This is a genomic window from Janthinobacterium sp. BJB446 (genome assembly GCF_002735655.1).
Lineage (GTDB): Bacteria > Pseudomonadota > Gammaproteobacteria > Burkholderiales > Burkholderiaceae_D > Janthinobacterium > Janthinobacterium lividum.
Genome location: NZ_PDZK01000002.1, coordinates 777,098 through 798,958, shown reverse-complemented (window position 1 = coordinate 798,958; position 21,861 = coordinate 777,098). Strand labels below are relative to the sequence as shown.

22 protein-coding genes are annotated in these 21,861 nt (G+C 62.6%); 18 read left to right on the top strand and 4 right to left on the bottom strand.

Annotated features, from left to right (window positions below; all coding sequences use genetic code 11):
• The first annotated feature begins 1 nt into the window (after position 1).
• The 4 genes from CSQ92_RS19260 (at position 2) to CSQ92_RS19250 (ending at position 3,039) form a co-directional block, all read left to right on the top strand.
• Positions 2–1,006 carry a Gfo/Idh/MocA family protein gene (locus CSQ92_RS19260; RefSeq protein ID WP_099395069.1) on the top strand — a complete coding sequence of 335 codons (1,005 nt, stop codon included), beginning with the start codon at positions 2–4 and terminating at the stop codon, positions 1,004–1,006.
• Positions 1,003–2,217: an MFS transporter gene (locus tag CSQ92_RS19255; RefSeq protein ID WP_099395068.1), complete on the top strand. Its 1,215-nt coding sequence runs from the start codon at positions 1,003–1,005 to the stop codon at positions 2,215–2,217. The genes CSQ92_RS19260 and CSQ92_RS19255 overlap by 4 nt, the downstream gene beginning before the upstream one ends.
• Complete coding sequence (locus CSQ92_RS29450) at positions 2,217–2,342, top strand: hypothetical protein (protein ID WP_257219282.1); 126 nt, start codon at positions 2,217–2,219, stop codon at positions 2,340–2,342. Before CSQ92_RS19255 ends, CSQ92_RS29450 begins: the two co-directional genes overlap by 1 nt.
• A 205-nt stretch (positions 2,343–2,547) precedes the next feature.
• On the top strand, positions 2,548–3,039 hold the full coding sequence (locus tag CSQ92_RS19250; protein ID WP_099395067.1) for an REP-associated tyrosine transposase: 492 nt from the start codon (positions 2,548–2,550) through the stop codon (positions 3,037–3,039).
• Between the two features lie 116 nt (positions 3,040–3,155).
• On the opposite strand, the gene recG is transcribed toward CSQ92_RS19250, so the two are convergent.
• The gene (gene recG / locus CSQ92_RS19245) at positions 3,156–5,258 is read right to left on the bottom strand and encodes an ATP-dependent DNA helicase RecG (RefSeq protein ID WP_099395066.1); all 2,103 of its coding nucleotides are present in this window, start codon (positions 5,256–5,258) and stop codon (positions 3,156–3,158) included.
• Positions 5,259–5,436: 178 nt separating this feature from the next.
• Between recG and queA the strand changes: the two genes are divergently transcribed.
• From queA to CSQ92_RS29100, 9 genes are all read left to right on the top strand, one after another.
• Positions 5,437–6,492, top strand: a complete 1,056-nt coding sequence (gene queA, locus CSQ92_RS19240) for a tRNA preQ1(34) S-adenosylmethionine ribosyltransferase-isomerase QueA (RefSeq protein WP_099395065.1) — start codon at positions 5,437–5,439, stop codon at positions 6,490–6,492.
• 1 nt (position 6,493) lies between these two features.
• Positions 6,494–7,633: a tRNA guanosine(34) transglycosylase Tgt gene (gene tgt, locus CSQ92_RS19235; protein WP_034745502.1), complete on the top strand. Its 1,140-nt coding sequence runs from the start codon at positions 6,494–6,496 to the stop codon at positions 7,631–7,633.
• Positions 7,634–7,829: 196 nt separating this feature from the next.
• A complete protein-coding gene (yajC, locus tag CSQ92_RS19230; protein ID WP_034778948.1) occupies positions 7,830–8,162 on the top strand; it encodes a preprotein translocase subunit YajC in 333 nt (110 codons plus the stop codon).
• Positions 8,163–8,259: 97 nt separating this feature from the next.
• Positions 8,260–10,125, top strand: coding sequence for a protein translocase subunit SecD (gene secD / locus CSQ92_RS19225; protein WP_070254791.1), 1,866 nt, complete (start codon positions 8,260–8,262; stop codon positions 10,123–10,125).
• A 90-nt stretch (positions 10,126–10,215) separates the two neighbouring features.
• A complete protein-coding gene (gene secF, locus CSQ92_RS19220; RefSeq protein ID WP_099376224.1) occupies positions 10,216–11,238 on the top strand; it encodes a protein translocase subunit SecF in 1,023 nt (340 codons plus the stop codon).
• Between the two features lie 74 nt (positions 11,239–11,312).
• Positions 11,313–12,062 carry a hypothetical protein gene (locus tag CSQ92_RS19215; protein WP_143450403.1) on the top strand — a complete coding sequence of 250 codons (750 nt, stop codon included), beginning with the start codon at positions 11,313–11,315 and terminating at the stop codon, positions 12,060–12,062.
• Positions 12,059–12,760, top strand: coding sequence for a helix-turn-helix transcriptional regulator (locus CSQ92_RS19210; RefSeq protein ID WP_180277056.1), 702 nt, complete (start codon positions 12,059–12,061; stop codon positions 12,758–12,760). Before CSQ92_RS19215 ends, CSQ92_RS19210 begins: the two co-directional genes overlap by 4 nt.
• Positions 12,761–12,834: 74 nt before the next feature.
• Positions 12,835–13,461 carry a glutathione S-transferase family protein gene (locus CSQ92_RS19205; protein WP_092607177.1) on the top strand — a complete coding sequence of 209 codons (627 nt, stop codon included), beginning with the start codon at positions 12,835–12,837 and terminating at the stop codon, positions 13,459–13,461.
• A gap of 196 nt (positions 13,462–13,657) precedes the next feature.
• A complete protein-coding gene (locus CSQ92_RS29100; RefSeq protein ID WP_175445094.1) occupies positions 13,658–13,822 on the top strand; it encodes a hypothetical protein in 165 nt (54 codons plus the stop codon).
• Here the strand turns inward: CSQ92_RS29100 and CSQ92_RS19200 are convergent.
• The 3 genes from CSQ92_RS19200 to CSQ92_RS19190 all read right to left on the bottom strand — a co-directional run bounded on the left by CSQ92_RS19200 (position 13,819) and on the right by CSQ92_RS19190 (position 15,722).
• Complete coding sequence (locus CSQ92_RS19200; protein WP_070254782.1) at positions 13,819–14,667, bottom strand: HDOD domain-containing protein; 849 nt, start codon at positions 14,665–14,667, stop codon at positions 13,819–13,821. The two genes, CSQ92_RS29100 and CSQ92_RS19200, sit on opposite strands and share 4 nt — an antisense overlap.
• A gap of 290 nt (positions 14,668–14,957) precedes the next feature.
• Positions 14,958–15,242: a hypothetical protein gene (locus CSQ92_RS19195; RefSeq protein WP_034778933.1), complete on the bottom strand. Its 285-nt coding sequence runs from the start codon at positions 15,240–15,242 to the stop codon at positions 14,958–14,960.
• Positions 15,243–15,287: 45 nt separating this feature from the next.
• On the bottom strand, positions 15,288–15,722 hold the full coding sequence (locus tag CSQ92_RS19190; protein ID WP_170846347.1) for a MarR family transcriptional regulator: 435 nt from the start codon (positions 15,720–15,722) through the stop codon (positions 15,288–15,290).
• A gap of 131 nt (positions 15,723–15,853) precedes the next feature.
• On the opposite strand from CSQ92_RS19190, the gene CSQ92_RS19185 reads away from it, so the two are divergent.
• The 5 genes from CSQ92_RS19185 (at position 15,854) to astD (ending at position 21,861) form a co-directional block, all read left to right on the top strand.
• Positions 15,854–16,798: a GlxA family transcriptional regulator gene (locus tag CSQ92_RS19185; RefSeq protein ID WP_099389242.1), complete on the top strand. Its 945-nt coding sequence runs from the start codon at positions 15,854–15,856 to the stop codon at positions 16,796–16,798.
• A 140-nt stretch (positions 16,799–16,938) separates the two neighbouring features.
• Positions 16,939–18,180, top strand: a complete 1,242-nt coding sequence (astC, locus tag CSQ92_RS19180) for an acetylornithine/succinylornithine family transaminase (RefSeq protein WP_034778927.1) — start codon at positions 16,939–16,941, stop codon at positions 18,178–18,180.
• A 94-nt stretch (positions 18,181–18,274) separates the two neighbouring features.
• Positions 18,275–19,306, top strand: coding sequence for an arginine N-succinyltransferase (locus CSQ92_RS19175; RefSeq protein WP_070281817.1), 1,032 nt, complete (start codon positions 18,275–18,277; stop codon positions 19,304–19,306).
• Between the two features lie 13 nt (positions 19,307–19,319).
• A complete protein-coding gene (gene astA, locus CSQ92_RS19170) occupies positions 19,320–20,372 on the top strand; it encodes an arginine N-succinyltransferase (protein WP_099395063.1) in 1,053 nt (350 codons plus the stop codon).
• A complete protein-coding gene (astD, locus tag CSQ92_RS19165; RefSeq protein ID WP_099395062.1) occupies positions 20,365–21,861 on the top strand; it encodes a succinylglutamate-semialdehyde dehydrogenase in 1,497 nt (498 codons plus the stop codon). Before astA ends, astD begins: the two co-directional genes overlap by 8 nt.

Below are 21,861 nucleotides of genomic sequence, written 5' to 3'. Positions count from 1 at the left end.
CATGGAAAATACCGTCCGCTGGGGCATCCTCGGTACCGGAAAGATCGCCCGCGCGATGGCCAATGGCTTGCGCGATGCGCCCGGTGCGCAACTGGTGGCGGTCGCCTCGCGCAGCGAGGCTGGAGCACAGGCGTTTGGCGCCGAATTCGGCATCGCACACTGCCACGGCTCCTACCAGGCACTGGCCGACGACGCGGGTGTGGACGTGATCTACATCGCCACGCCGCACACCCTGCATGCGGAAAATGCCCTGATGTGCCTGGCCGCCGGCAAGCACGTCGTGTGCGAAAAACCATTCACCATGAACGCGCGCGAAGCGCAGGCCGTGGTCGATATGGCGCGCGACAAAAAACTGTTCTTGATGGAAGCCATGTGGAGCCGTTTCCTGCCCGCCGTGCAGGAAGCGCAGCGCATCATCGCCAGCGGCGAAATCGGCGTGCTGCAGCAGGTGCAGGCCGATATCGGCTTTGTCGCCAATTTCCCGCCCGAGCACCGCATGTTCAATCCCGCACTCGGCGGCGGCGCACTGCTCGACGTGGGCATCTACCCGCTGTCGATGGCAGCCTTCTTCCTCGGGCCCGTATCGCGGGTGCAGGCGCTGGCCGAGCTTGGCGCCACCGGCGTCGATGAGCAGGTGGTGTTTTCGCTGCGCCACGCGGGCGGCGGCACCTCGTCCTGCGCCTGCAGCCTGCGCGCGCAAACGCCGACGGAAATGACCATTTCCGGAAGCCTGGGCCGCATCCGCCTGCCCAACCGTTTTTACAAGCCCGATCATCTGATCGTCGAAGCAATGGATGGCGAACGCCGCGTCGTCGCCGCGCCGCACCTGGGCAATGGCTACGCGCACGAGGCCATCGAAGCGATGCGCTGCATCCGCGCCGGCCTGCTGGAAAGCCCTGTCATGCCGCACGCCGACAGCGTGGCGCTGATGCACAACCTTGACACCATGCGCGGCCAGATAGGCCTCGTCTACAGCGCCGACCAGGCGTCATCAGGAACTCCATGACATTGCACTCATCCCGTCCCAGCCTGAAAACTGTCCTCATCGCCAGCGGCGTCGTCCTGACCCTGGCGATGGGCGTGCGCCACGGCCTGGGCTTCTGGATGCAGCCGATCTCGCAAGCCAATGGCTGGACGCGCGAAACGTATTCGCTGGCGCTGGCCATGCAAAACCTGATGTGGGGCGTCTTCGGCCCGTTCGCCGGCATGGCGGCCGACCGTTTCGGCACCATGCGCGTCGTCATTATCGGTGCCATCAGCTACATGGCGGGCCTCGTGTGGATGGCGCTCGTGACGCAGCCGACCCTGTTCATCGTCGGCTCGGGCATCCTCATCGGCCTGGCGCTGGCCTGCACGGCCTTTGGCGCCATCAGCGGCATCATCGGCCGCAGCGCGCCGCCCGAGCAGCGCTCATGGGCCTTCGGCATTTCGTCGGCGGCCGGCTCGTTCGGCCAGTTCCTCATGATGCCGGTCGAGCAGCAACTGATTTCCGCCGTGGGCTGGCAAAACGCCTTTTATGTGCTGGCCGCGCTGGTGCTGCTGGCGATGATCCCGATGGCCTTCTATCTGCGCGAGCCGCCCGTCTCGCACGCCAGCGGCCCGCAGCAAAGCGTTGGCGCCGCCTTCAGCGAAGCCATCGCCAGCCGCTCGTTCTGGCTGCTGCTGGCAGGGTATTTTGTCTGTGGTTTCCAGCTGGTCTTCATCGGCGTGCACTTGCCGGCCTACCTGAAGGATCAGGGCCTGATGAATCCGAACATCGCCGTCACGGCGCTGGCGCTGATCGGCCTGTTCAACATCGTCGGCTCCTACTACGCGGGAAAATTCGGCGGGAAAATCGCCAAGCGCTATCTGCTGTCGGCCATCTACGTGACGCGCGCCGTGGTCATCACCATCTTCCTGCTGGCCCCATTGTCGGCGTGGTCCGTGTACCTGTTCGCCGCCGCCATGGGCGTGCTGTGGCTGTCGACCGTGCCGCTGACGAACGGCATCATCGCCGGGATCTTCGGCGTGAAGCACTTGTCGATGCTGGCCGGGATGGTGTTCTTCTCGCACCAGGTGGGCAGTTTCCTCGGTGCGTGGCTGGGCGGCTATCTGTACGAGCACCAGGGCAGTTACCACGTCGTGTGGATGATCACCATCGGCCTGGGCTTGCTGGCCGCGCTGATCAACCTGCCCATCGACGAGCGCGCCGTCAAGCGCGCGGCGGTGGCCGCATAATGGCCAGCTGGCGCACATGGCTGTGGCGCCTGTTGGGCGCCGCGCTGCTGGCCATCGTCTTCCTGGCCTATCTGCGGCCCGACTTCATGCTCGACCTGGCGAATCGCTTCTGGATGTGCATGTAGGATGCGCGGGCGCAAGGTAGATTGCGAAAAGCCGGATTATGCTGGAAGTCGGATTACGCTACGCTAATCCGACCTACCCGACCTGCCGCCGCATATGTGCGTAGGTCGGATTAGGCCGCAAGGCCGTAATCCGACAACATCGGGAACCAGGAAAAGCCATAGCGATTAGGCCGCAAGGCCGTAATCCGACAACACCCATGAAACTATGCGATACCGACGCGCATTCCAGCCAGGCGGCAGCTTTTTCTTCACGGTGGTGACGGCACACCGCCGGCCCGTCTTTGCGTCGGCAACTGCCGTGGATTTACTGCGGAATGCTGTCCGCGCCGTGCGTCAGCAGCGGCCATTCGATATCGACGCCATCGTCATTCTGCCCGATCATCTGCACTGCATCTGGACCTTGCCAGATAGTGATGCTGATTTCATGACGCGCTGGAGGCTGATCAAGACATGGTTCAGCAAGCACAGCGATATTGAAAATGTCTGGCAGCAGCGGTATTGGGAACACGTCTTGCGCGATGCGCGAGACTTTGCCAAGCATGTCGATTACATCCATTACAACCCTGTCAAGCATGGGCTTGTGAGCAAGGTCATGGATTGGCCGCATTCCAGTTTTCACCGGTACGTGGCGTTGGGATGGTGTGCCGCGGATTGGGGCGGGGATGGTGTGGACGTGGCCGGCGTTGGGCGGGAGTGAACGAAGCCAACAGTGTTGTCGGATTACGGCCTGCGGCCTAATCCGACCTACCGTTTGCGTATGTGCGTAGGCGTAGGTCGGATTAGCGCGCAGCGCGTAATCCGACAACACCCGATTTACACCTTCAGGAATTCCTCTTTCCCACCCAGCCAGCGCGCCAGGTGCGCTTCCACGGTGGTCGCGGCAGCCGCCGTGGTGGCATGCAGCAGGTCGTGCGCCACGTCGCGCGCCTGATCTACTAACCATTGATCCGTTTCCAGGTCGGCGAAGCGCAGCATGGCCTGGCCGGACTGGCGCGCGCCAAGGAATTCCCCGGGGCCGCGGATTTCCAGGTCGCGGCGGGCAATTTCAAAACCGTCCGTCGTTTCGCGCATGGTCATCAAACGCTGGCGCGCCACGCCGCCCAGGGGACCCTGATACAGCAGCAGGCAGACGCTGGCGGCCGAGCCGCGGCCCACGCGGCCGCGCAGCTGGTGCAGCTGCGACAAGCCAAAACGCTCGGCGTGCTCGATCACCATCAGCGAAGCGTTCGGCACGTCGACGCCCACCTCGATGACGGTGGTGGCCACCAGCACGTGGATATGGCCGGCAATGAAGGCGTCCATCACTTCCTGCTTTTCCGCCGGTTTCAAACGTCCGTGCACGAGGCCCACCTGCAGCGCGGGCAGGGCTTCGGCCAGCATCATGTAGGTGTCGGTGGCTGTCTGCAGCTGCAGTGCTTCCGATTCCTCGATCAGGGGGCAGACCCAGTACACCTGCCGGCCCTCCAAGGCGGCCGCATACACGCGGGCGATGACTTCATCGCGCCGGTTCTGGTCGATGGCGCGCGTGACGATAGGGCTGCGTCCCGGCGGCAGCTCGTCGATCACGGACACTTCCAGGTCGGCGTAATAGGTCATGGCCAGGGTGCGCGGGATGGGCGTGGCCGACATCATCAGCTGGTGCGGCACTGCCGCGCTGTCGCCCTTGTTGCGCAAGGTCAGGCGCTGGCCCACGCCGAAGCGGTGCTGCTCGTCGACGATGACCAGGCCCAGTTTGGCGAACAGCACATTGTCCTGGATCAGCGCATGCGTGCCGATCACCAGCTGCGCTTCGCCCGATTCGATCAGGGCCAGCGCCGCCGTCTTTTCCTTTTTCTTCAGGCTGCCCGTCAGCCAGGCCACCTTGACGCCCAGCGGCTCCATCCAGGCGGCGATCTTGCGGAAGTGCTGCTCGGCCAGAATCTCCGTGGGCGCCATCAGCGCTGCCTGGTAGCCGCTGTCGATGGCTTGCGTGGCGGACAACGCCGCCACCACCGTCTTGCCGCTGCCGACGTCCCCTTGCAGCAGCCGCTGCATGGGATACGGCTGGCGCAGGTCGGCGCGGATTTCAGCGAGCACGCGGGCCTGCGCGCCCGTCAGCTTGAAGGGCAGGGCGGCGCCAAAGGCATCCGACAGCGTGCCGACGATGGGCAGCGAGGCGGCGCCTTTCGAGCGGCGCGCGCGCTGGGCGCGTTTCAGCGACAGCTGCTGCGCCAGCAGCTCATCGAACTTCATGCGCACCCAGGCCGGGTGCGAGCGGTCCATCAGCGCGCTTTCATCGATGTCCTGCGGCGGATAGTGCAGCAGGTGCACGGCGGCCCGGAAAGGCGATAGCTGCATGTCGCGCAGCAGATGATCGGGCAAGGTATCCTGCCAGTCGATGCGGCGCATGGCGTCGGCGATTTCGCGCCGCAAGACGTGTTGCGACAGGCCTTCGCCGGACGGATACACGGGCGTCAGGGCCGTGGGCAGCGGTGCGCCCTCGTTGACCACCTTGTACGTCGGGTGCACCATCTCGGCGCCGAAGAAGCCGTGTTTGAGTTCGGCGCGCGCGCGTACCCGCGTGCCTTCGGCCAGCTGCTTGACCTGGCTGCCGTAGAAATTCATGAAGCGCAGCAGCAAATTGCCCGTTTCGTCGGCGATCGTCACCAGCAATTGCTTGCGCGGCTTGAAATTGACTTCGCACTTGGTGACGACGCCTTCCACTTGCCACGACTCGCCGCCGCGCAGGCAGGCGTCGCGTATCGTGTAGACCTTGGTTTCGTCCTCGTAGCGCATCGGCAGGTGCAGCACCAGGTCCATATCCGTGCGCAAGCCCAGTTTGGCCAGCCGGCTTTCCGTGCTGACCACTTTTTTGACGGCTTTCGGCTTCGCGGCCGGCTTGGCTGCGGGAGGAAGATCGGGCTTGGGTTCGGACATATCGGAGATTTTTGTGCCGCTAGCGTAAAATAGAGGGTTGTCCGGCACACCCTGTGCGTACCGCAGTTGTAAATTGTTGCGGCGGATTATTGTAATGCCTGTATAGGCGCACAGTATAGTGCCAGATGTTCCATTGCGCACTCCTAATCATTTTTGATGTACTTTTGAAGCAAAACGCATGTATTCGCTTTCCGATTTCGATTTTAATTTGCCGCAAGAAAACATTGCGCAAACTCCGTTGGCCGAGCGCAGCGCCTCGCGCCTGTTGCATCTGGACGGCGACGCTCTGGTCGACCGTCAATTCGCCGACATCGTCGGGCTGTTGCAGGCGGGCGACCTGCTGGTGATGAACGATACGCGCGTGCTCAAAGCGCGCTTCTTTGGCGTCAAGGAAAGCGGCGGCAAGATCGAGGCGCTCGTCGAGCGCGTGCTCGATGACCGCACCGTGCTGGCCCAGGTGCGCGCGTCGAAGTCGCCGCCGCCCGGCTGCCGCATCCGCCTGGCCGATGCCTTCGATGTGACGGTGGGCCAGCGCGCCGGCGAATTTTTTACTTTGCACTTCGAGGCCGACGTGTTCGAGCTGATCGAGGCGCATGGCCGCTTGCCGCTGCCGCCGTATATCGAACACGATGCGGACGAATTCGACGAGACGCGCTACCAGACCGTGTTCAACAAGGTCCCCGGCGCTGTCGCCGCGCCGACGGCCGGCCTGCATTTCGACCAGGCCCTGCTCGACCAGCTGAAGGACAAGGGCGTCAACTTTGCCTATGTGACCCTGCACGTGGGCGCCGGCACCTTCCAGCCCGTGCGCACCGAGGTGTTGGCCGAACACAAGATGCATACCGAGTGGTACACCATGCCGCAGGACACCGTCGACGCCGTGCGCGCCGCCCAACTTGCCGGGCGCGACGTGGTCGCCGTCGGCACGACCAGCCTGCGCGCGCTGGAGTCGGCCTCGCAAAGCGGCCAGCTGGTGGCGGGCAGCGCCGATACGGCCCTGTTCATCACGCCCGGTTATGCCTTCAAGACGGTGACGCGTTTGATCACCAACTTCCATTTGCCGAAATCGACCCTGCTGATGCTGGTGTCGGCCTTTGCCGGCTATGAGCCGATCCGCAGCGCCTATGCGCATGCGATCGCGCAGAACTACCGTTTCTTCAGCTATGGCGATGCGATGCTGCTCACCACGCAATCGCGCGCTGCGCTGAACCTTGATACTCCCGTGAAAGACTGACATGCTGGAATTTACATTACTCAAGACCGACACGAGCGGCCTGACCAAGGCACGCCGCGGCACCTTGAAACTCAACCACGGCGTCGTGCAGACGCCGATCTTCATGCCAGTGGGCACTTACGGCTCCGTAAAAGCCATGTCGCCGCTGGAACTCAACGAGATCGATGCGCAGATCATCCTGGGCAACACGTTTCACCTGTGGTTGCGTCCTGGCAACACCGTCATGGAGAAATTCGGCGGCTTGCATGGTTTCATGGGCTGGAACAAGCCGATCCTGACGGATTCGGGCGGCTTCCAGGTGTTTTCGCTGGGCGCCATGCGCAAGATCACGGAAGAGGGCGTGCATTTCAATTCGCCCATCAACGGCGATAAACTGTTCCTCTCGCCCGAAGTGTCGATGCAGGTGCAGCGCGTGCTGAATTCCGACATCGTCATGCAGTTCGACGAATGCACGCCGTACGAAATCCAGGGTCGCCCGGCCACCATCGAGGAAGCGGCCAAGTCCATGCGCATGTCGCTGCGCTGGGCGCAGCGCTCGAAGGACGAGTTCCACCGCGGTGAAAACCCGAATGCGCTGTTCGGCATCGTGCAGGGCGGCATGTTCGAGATGCTGCGCGACGAGTCCCTGGCCAAGCTGGAAGAGATCGATTTCCCCGGCATCGCCATCGGCGGCCTGTCCGTCGGCGAACCGAAGGAAGACATGATGCGCATGTTGGCCCACGTGGGCCCGCGCCTGCCGGCCAACAAGCCGCATTACCTGATGGGCGTGGGCACGCCGGAAGACCTGGTGGCGGGCGTGTCGAACGGCATCGACATGTTCGATTGCGTCATGCCGACGCGTAACGCCCGCAATGGCTGGCTGTTCACCCGTTTTGGCGACATCAAGATCAAGAACGCCAAGTACAAGGAAGACCAGGCGCCGCTCGACGAGACCTGCAGCTGCTACGCCTGCCGCAATTTCTCGCGCGCGTACTTGCACCATTTGCACCGCTCCAAGGAAATCCTCGGCGCGCGCCTCAATACCATCCACAACCTGCATTATTACCTGGACTTGATGCGCCAGATGCGCGAGGCGCTGGACGAAGACCGTTTCCACGCGTTTACCCTGCAATTCCATGCGGAACGCGCACGCGGAACTTAAGAAAAGCTTAGCTTGAGCTCTGGCGGCAGCATGGCTGGAAGTTTTGTGTATTGGTGCTTGGACTGGGGCGATAAAGCATTGCATAATGCTTTTTTAGCCCCATTTAAAGTTGCCATGGCTGCAATTCGGGTTATGACGTATAGCCAATGCTAGAATACAGCGCTATTTTTTCAAACTGATTAGAACTGGAGTCACCGTGTTTTTCATTTCCAACGCTTATGCGCAAGCCCCAACCGAAGCCCTGGGCCTCGGCGGCAACCTGACCAGCTTCCTGCCGCTGGTATTGATGTTCGTGGTCATGTATTTCCTGATGATCCGCCCACAGCAAAAACGCGCCAAAGAACAACGGGCGATGATGGACGCGCTGGCCAAGGGTGACGAAGTCGTCACCGCCGGCGGCATGCTGGGCCGTGTTGTCAAGGTAGTGGACGCTTACGTCACCATCGAAGTGGCGACCGGCACCGAAGTCACGGTGCAAAAGAGCTCCATTACCACCTTGCTGCCTAAAGGCACCCTGAAGGCACTGTAATTCCTCGCTGTCATTGCTTCGGCAATGATAGACCCGGGGCGGCTATCGGCCGCCCCTCGGGACGCCTCCGACGCTCAACACTGAACGCTGAATCACTATGAATCGCTATCCTGCCTGGAAATACATCATCATCGTCGTCGCCTTATTGCTGGGCGCACTCTATACGGCGCCCAATTATTTCGGTGAATCACCGGCGCTGCAAGTAACCAGCGGCAAGTCGACCGTCAAAGTGACGGGCGATCTGATGACGCAAGTCGAGCAAATATTGACGAAAGAGAACGTCAAGTCGGAAGGTGTCACCATGGATGGCGCCGGCAACCTGGCCTCCGTGCGCGTGCGTTTTGCCGATCCCGATACCCAGTTCAAGGCAAAGCTGGTGCTGGAAAAGGATCTCAATCCTGATTCCACCGATCCCGCGTTCATCGTGACGGTCAATCTGCAAGCCAATACGCCGATGTGGATGCAGAAACTGCATGCCTTGCCCATGTTCCTGGGCCTGGACTTGCGCGGTGGCGTGCACTTCCTCATGCAGGTCGATGCGAAAGCCGTACTGAACAAGAAAGTCCAGGGCGTCCAGTCCGCCGCGCGTAGCGTGTTGCGCGACAAGAATATCCGCCACGCCGGCATCGAGCGCGTGGGCGACAGCGTGCAGATCAACTTCCGCGACGCGGAAACACGCCTGAAGGCAAAGAATGTGTTGTCCGACCAGATGACGGAGCTGGCGTTCGCCGATGCGGGCGAAGGCAGCGACCTGAAACTGAACATCACCCTGAAGCCGGCCGCCCTGAAGGCAACCATCGACGAAGGCGTGAAGCAAAATATTTCCACCCTGTCCAAGCGCGTCAACGAGCTGGGCGTGGCCGAGCCGCTGATCCAGCAGCAAGGTCCTGACCGCATCGTGGTGCAATTGCCTGGAGTGCAGGACGTGGCCCGCGCAAAAGCCATCATCGGCCGCACGGCCACTCTGGAAGTGCGCCTGGTCGATGAAACCATCGTGCCTGGCACCGAACTGTCGAGCGCTATTCCATTCAACTCGGAACTGTTTACGGTTGGCAAGGGTGTTCCTGTCGTGCTGGCGAAAGACGTGATCCTGACGGGCGACTATATCTCCAGCGCCACGGCCAGTTTCGACCAGAACCAGCAGGCGGCCGTGTCGATCGACCTGAACGGCGACGGCGGCCGCAAGATGCGCGAAGCGACGCGCGAACGCGTGGGCAAGCGCATGGCCATCGTGCTGTTTGAAAAGGGCAAGCCGGAAGTGCTGTCGGTTGCCACCATCCAGCAGGAACTCGGTTCGCGCTTCCAGATCACCGGCATGGGCGGCGCGGAAAACGCGAATGAACTGGCGCTGCTGTTGCGCTCGGGCGCCCTGTCCGCACCGATGACCGTCATCGAAGAACGCACGATCGGACCGCAGCTGGGCGCGGAAAACATCGCCAAGGGCTTCCACTCGACCTTGTACGGCTTCATCGCCATCGCCATCTTCATGATCGCCTACTACATGCTGTTCGGCGCCTTCAGCGTGCTGGCCCTGGCCGCCAACCTGCTGTTGCTGATCGCTTTGCTGTCGATGATCCAGGTGACCCTGACCTTGCCAGGTATCGCCGCGATCGCGCTGGCGCTGGGTATGGCGATTGACGCCAACGTGCTGATCAATGAACGTATCCGCGAAGAGCTGCGCGCAGGCAATACGCCGCAAGCGGCGATCGCTGCCGGCTTCGACCGCGCCTGGGCCACGATTCTCGACTCGAACGTGACCACCCTGATCGTCGGCCTGGCACTGCTGGCCTTCGGCAGCGGTCCCGTGCGCGGCTTCGCTGTTGTGCATTGCCTGGGTATTCTGACCTCGATGTTCTCCTCCGTGTTCGTGTCGCGCGGCGTGGTCAACCTCTGGTATGGCCGCAAGAAAAAGCTGACGACCTTGTCGATCGGCACGGTGTGGGTGCCGGGCACCAGCAAATAAGCGACGGCCCAGCCTTACCCAATAGCGTCAACAGCGATAGCGTCCGGTGGCACAGCCGCCGGATGCACAGAATAGAACTCAGAGGATTTCATGGAATTTTTCCGGATTAAAAAAGATATTCCCTTCATGCGCCATGCGTTGATTTTCAACGTGATTTCGGCGGTGACCTTCCTTGCCGCCGTCTTCTTCCTGTTCCACAAGGGCTTGCACCTGTCCGTGGAATTCAAGGGCGGCACCGTGATGGAGGTGAAGTACCCGAAAGCGGCCAACCTTGAAGGCATACGCGGCACCCTGATCGGCCTGGGCTACGAAGAGCCGGGCGTGACCAGCTTCGATACGGCGCGCGACGTGATGATCCGCCTGCCGGTGGAAAAGGGCGTCAGCGCCGCGAACACGTCGCAGCGCGTGTTTGAAGCCTTGTGCAAGGCCGAGCAAGGCACGACCAAGGGCGTCGATACCGTCACCGAAAAGGGCGAGCACGTCATCAAGAGCGCCTGCATGGACGCGGCCGGCAGCGAATCGGTCGTCTTGCAGAAAGTCGAATTCGTCGGCCCGCAAGTGGGCGAGGAACTGAAGCAGAATGGCTTGAACGCGCTGGTGATGGTGATTCTGGGCGTGATGATCTACCTGGCCATCCGCTTCGAGTGGAAATACGCTGTCTCGGCCATTATCGCCAACTTGCATGACGTGGTAATCATCCTGGGCTTCTTCGCCTTCTTCCAGTGGGAATTCTCGCTGACGGTACTGGCGGCGATCCTGGCGGTGCTCGGCTACTCGGTCAACGAATCGGTGGTGATCTTTGACCGTATCCGCGAGAACTTCCGCAAGCAGCGCAAGGCAACCGTGCATGAAGTGATCGACAGCGCGATCACCAGCACCATTTCGCGTACCATCATCACCCACGGTTCCACCCAGATGATGGTGCTGTCGATGTTGGTCTTCGGCGGCCAGACCCTGCACCATTTCGCACTGGCGCTGACCATCGGTATCTGCTTTGGTATTTACTCGTCCGTGTTCGTCGCGGCCTCGATCGCCATGTGGCTGGGCGTCAAGCGCGAAGACTTGATCAAGCCGGTCAAGGAAAAAGACGAAACTGACGGCGCCGTGGTGTAAGCGCAGGTTTTTTTGCAGGTCGAATGAAGAACGATCACCGTTTGCGGTGGTCGTTTTTTTTATGGCGGATGATGATGAAGCGTTTTTTATGGGCAGGTGTGATGGCGGGCGTGACGGCGTTGGCCGGCGCCGCCGATTTCAGCCGTGGTGGCAGTGACAGCATCGCCATGCGCGGCCCGATTGCCGAGGGCGACGTGGACAAGCTGCGGCTGCTGGCCGCTCCGGGTATGACGCTGTTGCGCGTGAATAGCGACGCCGGCGATCCGCTGGCGGCGATGCAGCTGGGTCGCCTGGTGAGCCAGCTGCGGCTCGATATCGCCATCGACACCGTGTGCGCGGGCAGCTGCGCGCTGTATGTCTTCCCGGCCGCGCGCCGCAAGCACATTCCGGCCGATGCCGTGCTGGCGCTGCAGGAATCGGCCTTCCTGCGCGCGCAGGCGAACCGGGCGAACATGCGGCGCAGCCTGGTTGAAGCGGGCGTGGCGGCCGAGGACCTGGACAGCGAAACGGCCGTGCTGGCGTCTCAGTTGGCGCAGACGGCGGCGCTGGAGGCGGCATTTGCCGCGGAGCTGGGCATTGTCCCCGCCTTTTACCGCGACTTCCGGCAAGTGGCAATGCAGGCCGATAGCGTGCGCCTGCGCTTTCCCGACCAGGAGGCGGCCGTCTACTGGTGGCCTGCCGCCACCCGGCTGCAGCGCTGCTACGGCATCGCCGGTGTGGAAGAGGGGACGCGCGCGGCGCGCCTGGCGCCCGATGGTTATCTGTACGTGCCGGCCCTGTCGGCCCTCGTCATGGGCGACCAGGGCTTGCAGGCCTGTCCATGAGCCGCAGCGGCCGTCTGTTCCTGTTGATGGACGCGATGCGCGCCAGGCGCGTGCCCGTCACGGCGGCCCAGCTGGCGCAGCAGCTGGGTGTTTCCGAGCGCACGATCTACCGCGATATCCAGACCCTGGCCGAACTGGGCGCGCCCTTGCAGGGCGAAGCCGGCATCGGCTACGTGCTGCGCCGCGGCGCCTTCCTGCCGCCGCTGATGTTCGGCGCCGATGAACTGGAAGCGCTGGTGCTGGGCGCGCGCTGGGTGCGCCGGCAGGGCGATGCGGGCCTGGCGCAGGCGGCCAGCAATGCCCTGGCCAAGATCGCGGCCGCCTCGCCGCGCGATTTGCGCGACAGCATGGCCGAGACCAGCTTGTGGGTGCCGCTGGGACGCCCCGCCGATGGCACGCAGCCGGCCGACCGCTACGTGCAGCCCGTGCGCGAGGCGATCCGCTACGAACAGAAGCTCACGCTTGCCTATCAGGATGAGCATGGCAGCCCCACCTCGCGCACGGTGTGGCCGTTTGCCCTGGCCTTTTTCGAAGGCAAGCGCCTGCTGGCTGCCTGGTGCGAGCTGCGCGGCGACTACCGGCATTTCCGCATCGACCGCATCGCCAGCGTGCAGCAGCATGAGGAGCGCTATCCCACGCGGCGCCACGTGCTGCTGGAGGCCTGGCGCAAGGCGCATGATATCGATCCTGAATCCTGATTTGCGCTCCTGACAAAAACTGTCAGTGCCTGGGCCTACGATGGTGGCTTCTTCACTCACCGGAGCCATCCATCATGCGTCTGTACCACCACCCCATGTCCTCGAATGCCCGCCGTGCCCTGATGACGGCGATCCACCTCGGCTTGCCTCTGGAACTGGCGGAAGTCGACCTGATGAATGCGGACGACCGCCGCCGCCTGGCCGAGCTGAACCCGAACGGCAAGGTGCCCGTGCTGGCCGATGGCGCTTTCCTGCTGTGGGAATCGTGCGCCATCATGCAATACCTGGCCGAGCAGGTGCCGGGCCAGACGATTTATCCGCCGGCGCCGCAAGCCCGCGCCGACGTCAACCGCTGGCTGTTCTGGGCCGCGCAGCATTTCGCGCCTGCCATCAGCGTGCTGGCCTGGGAACGGGCCTGGAAAGGCATGACGGGCAATGGTCCGGCGGACCCGCTGGAAGAGGCGCGCGGCGAGCGCGACCTGCATGAATGCGCCGTGGTGCTGGATGCGCATCTGGCGGGGCGCAGCTGGGTCAGCGGAGACGATGTGACCCTGGCCGATTTCGCCGTGGCCGCGCCGCTGATGTACAGCGAGGCCGTGCGGCTGCCGCTGGCGCAGTATCAGCACATCCAGGCGTGGTTTGCCCGCGTGCGGCAGTTGCGCGCCTGGCAGGAAACGGAGGTGGAGCTCTTGCCGGGCTAATGTGCGCGCTAAGTGTGCCAGCGCACGGAGCTGGTGCGGCACAGCGCATAAGATAGGGCTGTCTCTTTCAGGACATCCCTAGCTTTGGACTTTACCCGCTTTCGAGCGGGTTTTTTTTGTCCGGCGTTGGAAGGTGGCTTGATAATTTGATACTTGCTGCACATATGGGGCCTATCCCACTGCTAGCAGGTAAGTCATGTTCATGCCACGCCATCCGCAACCCCTGTTGAGTACCAAGGCGGTTGCCACGCAAGTCGCCCAGCAAAAGCAGGGAACGCCGGCCATGGACAAGCATGTGCTGATCGTCGATACGCCCAAGCCGGCGGCACCTCCGCCAGCGAGCAAGAAGCCTGCAGCTTAGTGTACGAGCACCTTCAGCAGCGACTGCACTTCATCGTCCGATTCTTCCATGATGCTCGACAAGGTCGCATCGTCGCCGATCACGCAATCGATGCTGCCGGCGGCCCGGGCGGCGCGCACGGCGATGGCGGCCGGGCTTTCGTTGAGGGGCGAAGAGACGGGCGCCAGGTCATTCGCCAGCAGCAGGGTGTCGCCCAGTGATTCGGGCGGGATGGCGCGCAAGCCTTCCCACAGCGCATCGATGGCCCCCATCACTGCTTCCGGTACCTTCAATTTGGTCAGGACGCCATGGCCGATGGCCTGTTCGCCATGTTCGACCCAGTCCTCCGGTTCGCCGTCGAGGATGCCGGGGAATTCGGCCGCGCGCGACAGCAGATAAAACCCGCCCACTTCATGCATGATGCCGGCAAACAGGGCCGTATCAGGGTCCACCCTGGTGACGCGGCGGGCCAGCACTTGCGACAGGGCCGCCACGTGGGCCGTATGTTCCCACAGCTGGTTGGCCTTCGCTTGCAGCACGGGATCGGTGATGGTGCTGCCCAGCTGGCGCACGATCAGCGATGCCACCACCGACTGCAGGGTGCGTACGCCGAGCCGCTGCACGGCGTTGCGCACGCTGGTGATTTCATTGCCGGAACGGTTGAACGCCACGGAATTGGCGATGGCCACCGTGCGCGCGGCCAGCAGCGGGTCGGCCTGCACCAGCTTGGCGGCGGCCTCGATATGGCAGTCGGGATCGGCCAGCGCCTCTTGCAGCTTGAGCGAAGCGTCCACATTGGCAGGAAAGGTCAGCTCGCCACGAGCGGCTTGTGCGGCGATGCTTTTAAAGGCGTCGAGTCTGTTCATTGAAAAAATTATACTCGCAATATTTCCGTGCGGAACTTTTTAACCGTGATCTTTTCGCAAACAGCCGAGCAAAAGGCAAGCAAAGCCCCGTAAACGGAAAAAGGCATGCTCCTATATGGGGGGCATGCCTTTTTTCTAACGACAGCGTTCGTCACGGCGCTGGACACGACCATCGCGAGCGGATGGGATTTGTGGCTAAGAAGCGCAACCGTACTTTAGTACGGGGGCGCCGAGCCGGTGAGCATCGCCGGCCGCAAAGCGCACCGCGCAGCAGGTACTGTCAAGTGCTACTACAGAGATTCGCTGAAGATGGCGTCGCAGCCTTCAACGAGTTCATCGCTGTCTTCCAGCTCATCCGTCAAGCCCAGGTCGAACAATTCCTCGACGGCGTTCATGAAGCTGTTGTGCTTGGTGGCGCCGATCAGGCGGTAGATTTCGCCGTCTTCGTTGCGCACGCCGATGATCAGTTTTTCCTGGCGCACCAGTTCCGGCGTGCTGGCGTTGAGCAGCAGGTTGCCGATGATGTGTTTATCGAAATGAGCGGGTTTTTTGCCTTCGAGCAGTGAGGTTTTCAACTTGGTTTCCTTTGTCTTGTTTGAATGTCTGTGCTTGGTGAATGGTCAGCCGTGGCCGTTGGCGATGGCGTGTTTCAAGCCCGCCAGGGTGGTTTCCAGCCGCATGAAATCGTCTTCGGTATAGCCGTCGAACAGGCGCTGGCCCTGCCTTGTCAGCTTGGGGAACACGTCCTGGAACACCTGTTCACCCTCGCAGCTCAGGCGCACATAATAGGAACGCTTGTCGCGTGGACAACGTTCGCGTATCACCAGCCCCTTCTGTTCCAGCCGGTCCACCACGCCCGTCAAGGTACCCTTGGTAATCAGGGTTTTCTGGCCCAGTTCCTTGTAGGACATGCCGCAGGTGTTGCCGAGCGTGGCAATGATGTCGAATTGCGCATGCGTCAAGCCGTACTGGCGCACGAAGTCGCTAGAAAACCGCTCGAAGCCTTGCATGCATTCGGCCAGCAGCCGGATACTTTTTAAATATCGTTCACCCATGGGGGTGATTATATCCTTCCGCCCCGCTTTTTTCCGCCGCGTCAGGATGCGTCCTTGCATGAGGGGCTGGAGGGGGCGGAAGTCCGGTATCATGTGGGCAACTCAGCCCTTGCCCCTGGCCCGCCTCGCCGATGTCCTTCGCTAATCTTTCCCGTATCGGCCTCGACAAACCGCTGCGTTTGCTGCTGGTCCATGCCGGCGATGCCGAGTCGATCACCTGGTCCGGCCTGGTGCAGCCGCTGCGCCTGTGCGCGCGGGCGCTGGGGCCGGACGCCCTGCAACTGGAGGTGCGCACGCCGGAACAGGTGGCTGCGCAGGGCGGCAACTGGCATATCGCGCTGCTGGTGGCAGATGAAACGGAAGTGCCGCTGCGCGCCGAGCTGTGCCGGGCCGTGATCGAGCGCTGCCGCTCGGCCCCATTCTGGGGCGGCGTGGGCGCGGCCGTGCTGTGGCTGGCCGACGCGGGCGTCATGGATGGCGTGCGCATCGCCTTGCCGTGGGCCCTGTACGCGGATGCGGAAGCCAAGGCGGAACGGGCCATCCTGACGCCGCACCTGTTCGACATCGACGGCCCGCACATCACGTGTTGCGGCGGCGCTGCCAGCATCGACTTTTCACTGACCCTGATCGAAACCATCTTTGGCGCCGACGTGCAGGCGCTCGTCAAGGAAGCGTTGTGCGTGGACAAGGTGCGCGGCAAGGAAGAGCGCCAGCGCGTGGCCCTGCAGGCGCGCTTCGGCGTGCTGCAGCCGAAATTGTCCGAAGCGGTGACCTTGATGGAGGCCAATATCGAGGAACCGCTGTCGACCGACGACATTGCCAGCCTGGTGGGCCTGTCACGGCGCCAGCTCGAGCGGCTGTTCAAGCAATACCTGGGCAGCCTGCCGTCGCGTTACTACCTGGAATTGCGCCTGCAGCGCTCACGGCAACTATTGCTCGATACACATTATTCCATCGTGCAAGTAGGCCTGATGTGCGGCTTTTCTTCCGGCTCGCACTTTTCCACGGCCTTTGGCACCCTGTTTGGCAATACCCCGCGCGAAGAGCGGCAAAGAAAGCTCATGCCTCCGGCTTGATTCAGGCAAGCCCGTCGGTGATGAATTGTGAAAATCCTTGTCGCAGATTCAAAAGAGTTTTAGCATCCCGCTTTTTATAATGCAGTACACACGTAGCTGTCGTAGCTGCGGAGTACCTAACATATTGATGGGGAAATGCTATGAATGCCAAGCTTGATTCGACCGTAACGGCTCGTCCAGTCACCCGGGAAACCTTTGACCAGGTCCTCGTTCCTACCTACGCTCCCGCTGCCATGGTACCCGTGCGCGGTTCCGGACTGGACCTGTGGGACCAGTCAGGCAAGCATTACCTCGATTTCACCTCCGGCATCGCCGTCAACAGCCTGGGCCACTGCCATCCGGCTCTGGTCGACGTGCTGACCAAGCAAATCAATAATTTGTGGCATTTGGGCAACGGCTATACCAACGAGCCTGTCCTGCGCCTGGCGCTGGCCCTGACGGAAGCGACCTTCGCCGACCGCGCCTTCTTCTGCAACTCGGGCGCGGAAGCCAACGAAGCGGCCCTGAAACTGGCACGCAAGTACGCCCACACCAAGTTTGGCGCGCACAAGTCGCGCATCATCTCGTGCTTCAGCTCCTTCCACGGCCGTACCCTGTTTACGGTCTCCGTCGGCGGCCAGGCCAAGTACACGGAAGGCTTCGAGCCGCTGCCGCCATCGATCGACCATATCGCCTACAACGACATCGAAGCGGCGCGCGCCGCCATCGGCGATGACGTGTGCGCCGTGATCGTCGAGCCGGTACAAGGCGAAGGCGGCGTGGTGCCGGGTAATCCGGAATTCCTCAAGGAATTGCGCGCCCTGTGCGACAAGACCGGCGCCCTGTTGATTTTCGACGAAGTCCAGTGCGGCATGGGTCGCACTGGCGCGTTGTTCGCCTACATGGGCTACGGCGTCACGCCGGACATCCTGACGGCCGCCAAGGCGTTGGGCAACGGCTACCCGATCGGCGCGATGCTGACCACGAATGAACTGGCGCAGACCCTGGCCGTCGGCACCCACGGCACTACCTACGGCGGCAACCCGCTGGCCGCCACCGTGGCCTTGACCGTGCTGGAAACGATCAACACGCCGGCGTTCCTGGCGCGTGTGAAAGAAGCGAGCGTCAACACCATCGCCATGCTGCAAGGCTTGATCACGGATTATCCGCAAGTGTTCTCCGCCGTGCGCGGCAGCGGTTTGCTGCTGGGCCTGGTAGTCACCGATGCCTACAAAGGCCGCGCGAAAGACATCCAGAAAGCGGCCGAAGCGCAAGGCTTGATGGTGCTGATCGCCGGCATGGATGTGGTGCGCCTGGCGCCGGCCCTGATCGTCTCGGACGAGCAGATTGCCGAAGCGGGCCGTCTGCTGCGCGTGGCCATCGACGGCATGCTGAAAGCCTGAGGCTAGCCTCGCTCCCTGTTTGATCACCGGCCCGCCGCTTTGCTGCGGGCCGGCTTGGTTCTACCCCAGCATCGTCAGCATTGAAGGAGTACCCATGTATGTTGTCCGTCCGGTAGAAATTGCGGATATTGCAGCCCTCGAAGCGCTGGCCGCGGTAACCATGCCGGGTGTCCATACCCTGCCGAAGACGCGCGAAAAAATCGCCGCCTCCGTCGAGCGCTCCATCGCCTCGTTTGCCGCCCATGTCGACATCCCCAGCGAAGAGTCGTATCTCTTCGTGCTTGAATCCCTGCTCGACAAGAGCATCGCCGGCACGGCCGCCATCTTTGCCTCGGCCGGCTCGAACGGCACCTATTTTTCCTTCCGCAACGACGTCATCCAGCAAGTCTCGCGCGACCTGAACATCAGCCACAGCGTGCATGCGCTGACCCTGTGTTCCGAGTTGACGGCGTACTCGCAGCTGTCCGGTTTCTATGTGCGCAACATGGAGCAGGCGGGCCTGGAAGCGGCCCTGCTGTCGCGCGCGCGGCTGCTGTTCGCCGTGCTGGCGCCGCACCGCTTCGGCGACCGCTTCTTCGTGCCGCTGGCCGGCATCACGGACGCCAACGGTCAGTCGCCGTTCTGGGATGCGCTGGGCCGCAAGTTCTTCCAGATGGATTTCCTCGATGCCGAAAAAGTCATCGGCGGTGCGCGCAACCGCACCCTGATCGTCGAACTGATGCCGCACTACCCTGTCTACGTGCCGCTGCTGCCCGGCGATGCGCAGGCGGCCATGGGTCAGATCCACCCGAGCGGCGAACTGGCTTTCAATTTGCTGACGGAAGAAGGTTTTGAAGCCGACGATTACATCGACATCTTCGATGGCGGCCCGATCCTGCAGGCGCACAAGCATGCGCTGCGTTCGTTTACGGGCTCGCTCACGCGCCGCGTCGTCGCTGGCGTCACGCCCAGCCGCACGGGCCTGAAAGTCAATTATGCGGTCGCTTCCGGCGCCGAGCGCAATTTCCGCGCCGTCACCTTTGCCTGCGATGCGCTCGAAGCGCAGGACAGCATCGGCTTGCCGGCCGATCTGCTCGAGGCGCTGGCCGTGGCCGAAGGCGACAGCGTCATTTGCGTGCGTATCTAAGGGAGTTAATTTTATGCTAGTAGTACGCGCCATCAACGCCAATGACCTCGATGCCCTGTATGGCCTGGCCAGCCAGGTCGGCACCGGCATGACCACCCTCAAGCCGGACATGAAAATGCTGGGCGACCGCCTGGCCATCGCCTGCGCCTCGTTCGCCGAAACCATTCCACCCGAAAAACGCGACTACATGTTCGTCATGGAGGATACGGATACGGGCCGCCTGGCCGGCGTGTGCGCCATCAAGGGCGCCGTGGGCCTGGAAGAACCGTTCTATAACTACCGCATCGGCACCCTGGTCCATTCCAGCCGCGAGCTCGATGTGTTTACGCGCATGGAGACGCTGTACCTGTCGAACGACCTGACTGGCAGCACGGAACTGTGCTCGCTGTTTTTGCACCCCGATTACCGCAGCGGCAACAACGGCAAGCTGCTGTCGAAAAGCCGTTTCCTGTTCATCGCCCAGTTCCCGCAGCTGTTCACGGAAAAGCTGATCGCGGAAATGCGCGGCTACCAGGCGCCGGACGGCAGTTCGCCGTTCTACGAAGGCCTGGGCCGCCACTTCTTCAAGATGGATTTCCACCACGTCGACGACTTGACGAGCCTCGGTAAAAAATCGTTCATCGCCGAACTGATGCCGCGCCAGCCCATGTACGTGGCCTACCTGCCAGACGAGGCGCAGGAAGTCATCGGCAAGGTGCATCTGAGCACGGCGCCGGCGCGACGCCTGCTGGAACAGGAAGGCTTGCACTTCGAAGGCTATGTCGACATTTTCGACGCCGGTCCCGTGCTGCAGGCGCGCGTGTCCGAACTGCGCGCCATGCGCGACAGCATGCCGGCCGTGCTCGACGCCGAGGCGGCACCGGAAGCCTGTGGCGACGTTGCCCAGGCCGAACCTTACCTGGTGTCGAACACCGACCTGAAAGATTTCCGCATGATCGTCACCAGCGCCAATCCGCATAGCGGCAAGATCGCGCTCGACGACGATGAACTGCATCTGCTGCGCTGCCATCACGGCGACACCGTGCGCACCTTGTCACTCAACCCGAGGAAGCATCCCCATGTCTAAATCGTCGAACCTTAATTCATCTACCGCAGCATCGAACTTCATCAACGGCGCCTGGCTGCCAGGCACGGGCCGCGAACTGCTCACCATCGATCCGTCGAACGGCAAGCAGACCTGGGCCAGCCTGGAAGCGACGGAGCGGGAAGTCGAACAGGCTTGCCAGGCCGCCCGCGCCGCCTTTGAAGAGTGGGCCGACACACCCGTCGACGAACGCATCGCCATCTGCGTGCGCTTTCGCGAACTGTTGAAGGAACATGCGGAAGCGCTGGCGCTCTTGATCTCGGAAGAAGTGGGCAAGCCGTTGTGGGAGTCGCGCACGGAAGTGGCCACCATGGCCAACAAGATCGATATCTCGGTGCAGTCGTACAACGCGCGCACCGGTATCACGCAAAGCAAGATCGCCGATGGCGATGCCGTGCTGCGCCACCGTCCGCATGGCGTGTTCGGCGTCTTCGGCCCGTACAATTTCCCTGGCCACCTGCCGAATGGCCATATCGTGCCGGCCCTGATCGCCGGTAACACCATCGTCTTCAAGCCCAGCGAGTATGCGCCGCGCACGGCCATCAAAACCGTGCAGCTGTGGCAGCAGGCAGGCTTGCCAAATGGCGTGGTCAACCTCGTCAACGGCGGGCGCGACACGGGCGTGGCGCTGGGCGCCAATCCCCACCTCGACGGCGTGCTGTTTACGGGTTCCTGCCAGACGGGCATCAGCCTGCACCGCCAGTTCGGCGGCCAGCCGGGCAAGATGCTGGCGCTGGAAATGGGCGGCAACAATGCCCTGGTCGTATGGGACGTCAAGGATGTCGACGCGGCCGTACACCACGCGATCTTCTCCGCCTTTGTCTCGGCCGGCCAGCGCTGCACGTGCGCGCGCCGCCTGGTGGTGCAGGACAATGCTGCGGGGTCTGCCTTCGTCGCGCGCCTGGTGGAAGTAGCCGCGAAACTGGGCATCGGCGCCTCCGACGCCCAGCCGCAGCCGTTCATGGGTCCCGTGGTATCGAGTGCCGTGGCCGCGCGCCTGGTGCAGGCGCAGGCGGACATGGTCGCCAAGGGCGGCGCCACCTTGCTGCAGATGCGCCAGCTCAACCCGCAGGCGGGTTTTGTGACGGCAGGTATCGTCGACGTTACCGCTGCTACCGGCATCCCCGACGAAGAATGGTTCGGCCCCCTGCTGCAGGTGATCCGCGTGGCCGATTTCGATGCGGCCCTGAAGGTTGCCAACGCCACCGAATTCGGCCTGGCCGCGGCGCTCCTGTCGGACGATCCGGCCCTGTGGCAAACGTTCCAGACGCGTGCGCGCGCCGGCATCATCAACTGGAACCGTCCGACCACGGGCGCGGCCAGCACGGCGCCGTTCGGCGGCATCGGCAAGTCGGGCAACCACCGTCCGAGCGCCTATTACGCGGCCGATTACTGCGCCTACCCGGTCGCCTCGATCGAGAACAGCGCGCTGGAAATGCCGGCCAAGCTGTCGCCCGGCCTGAGTTTTTAA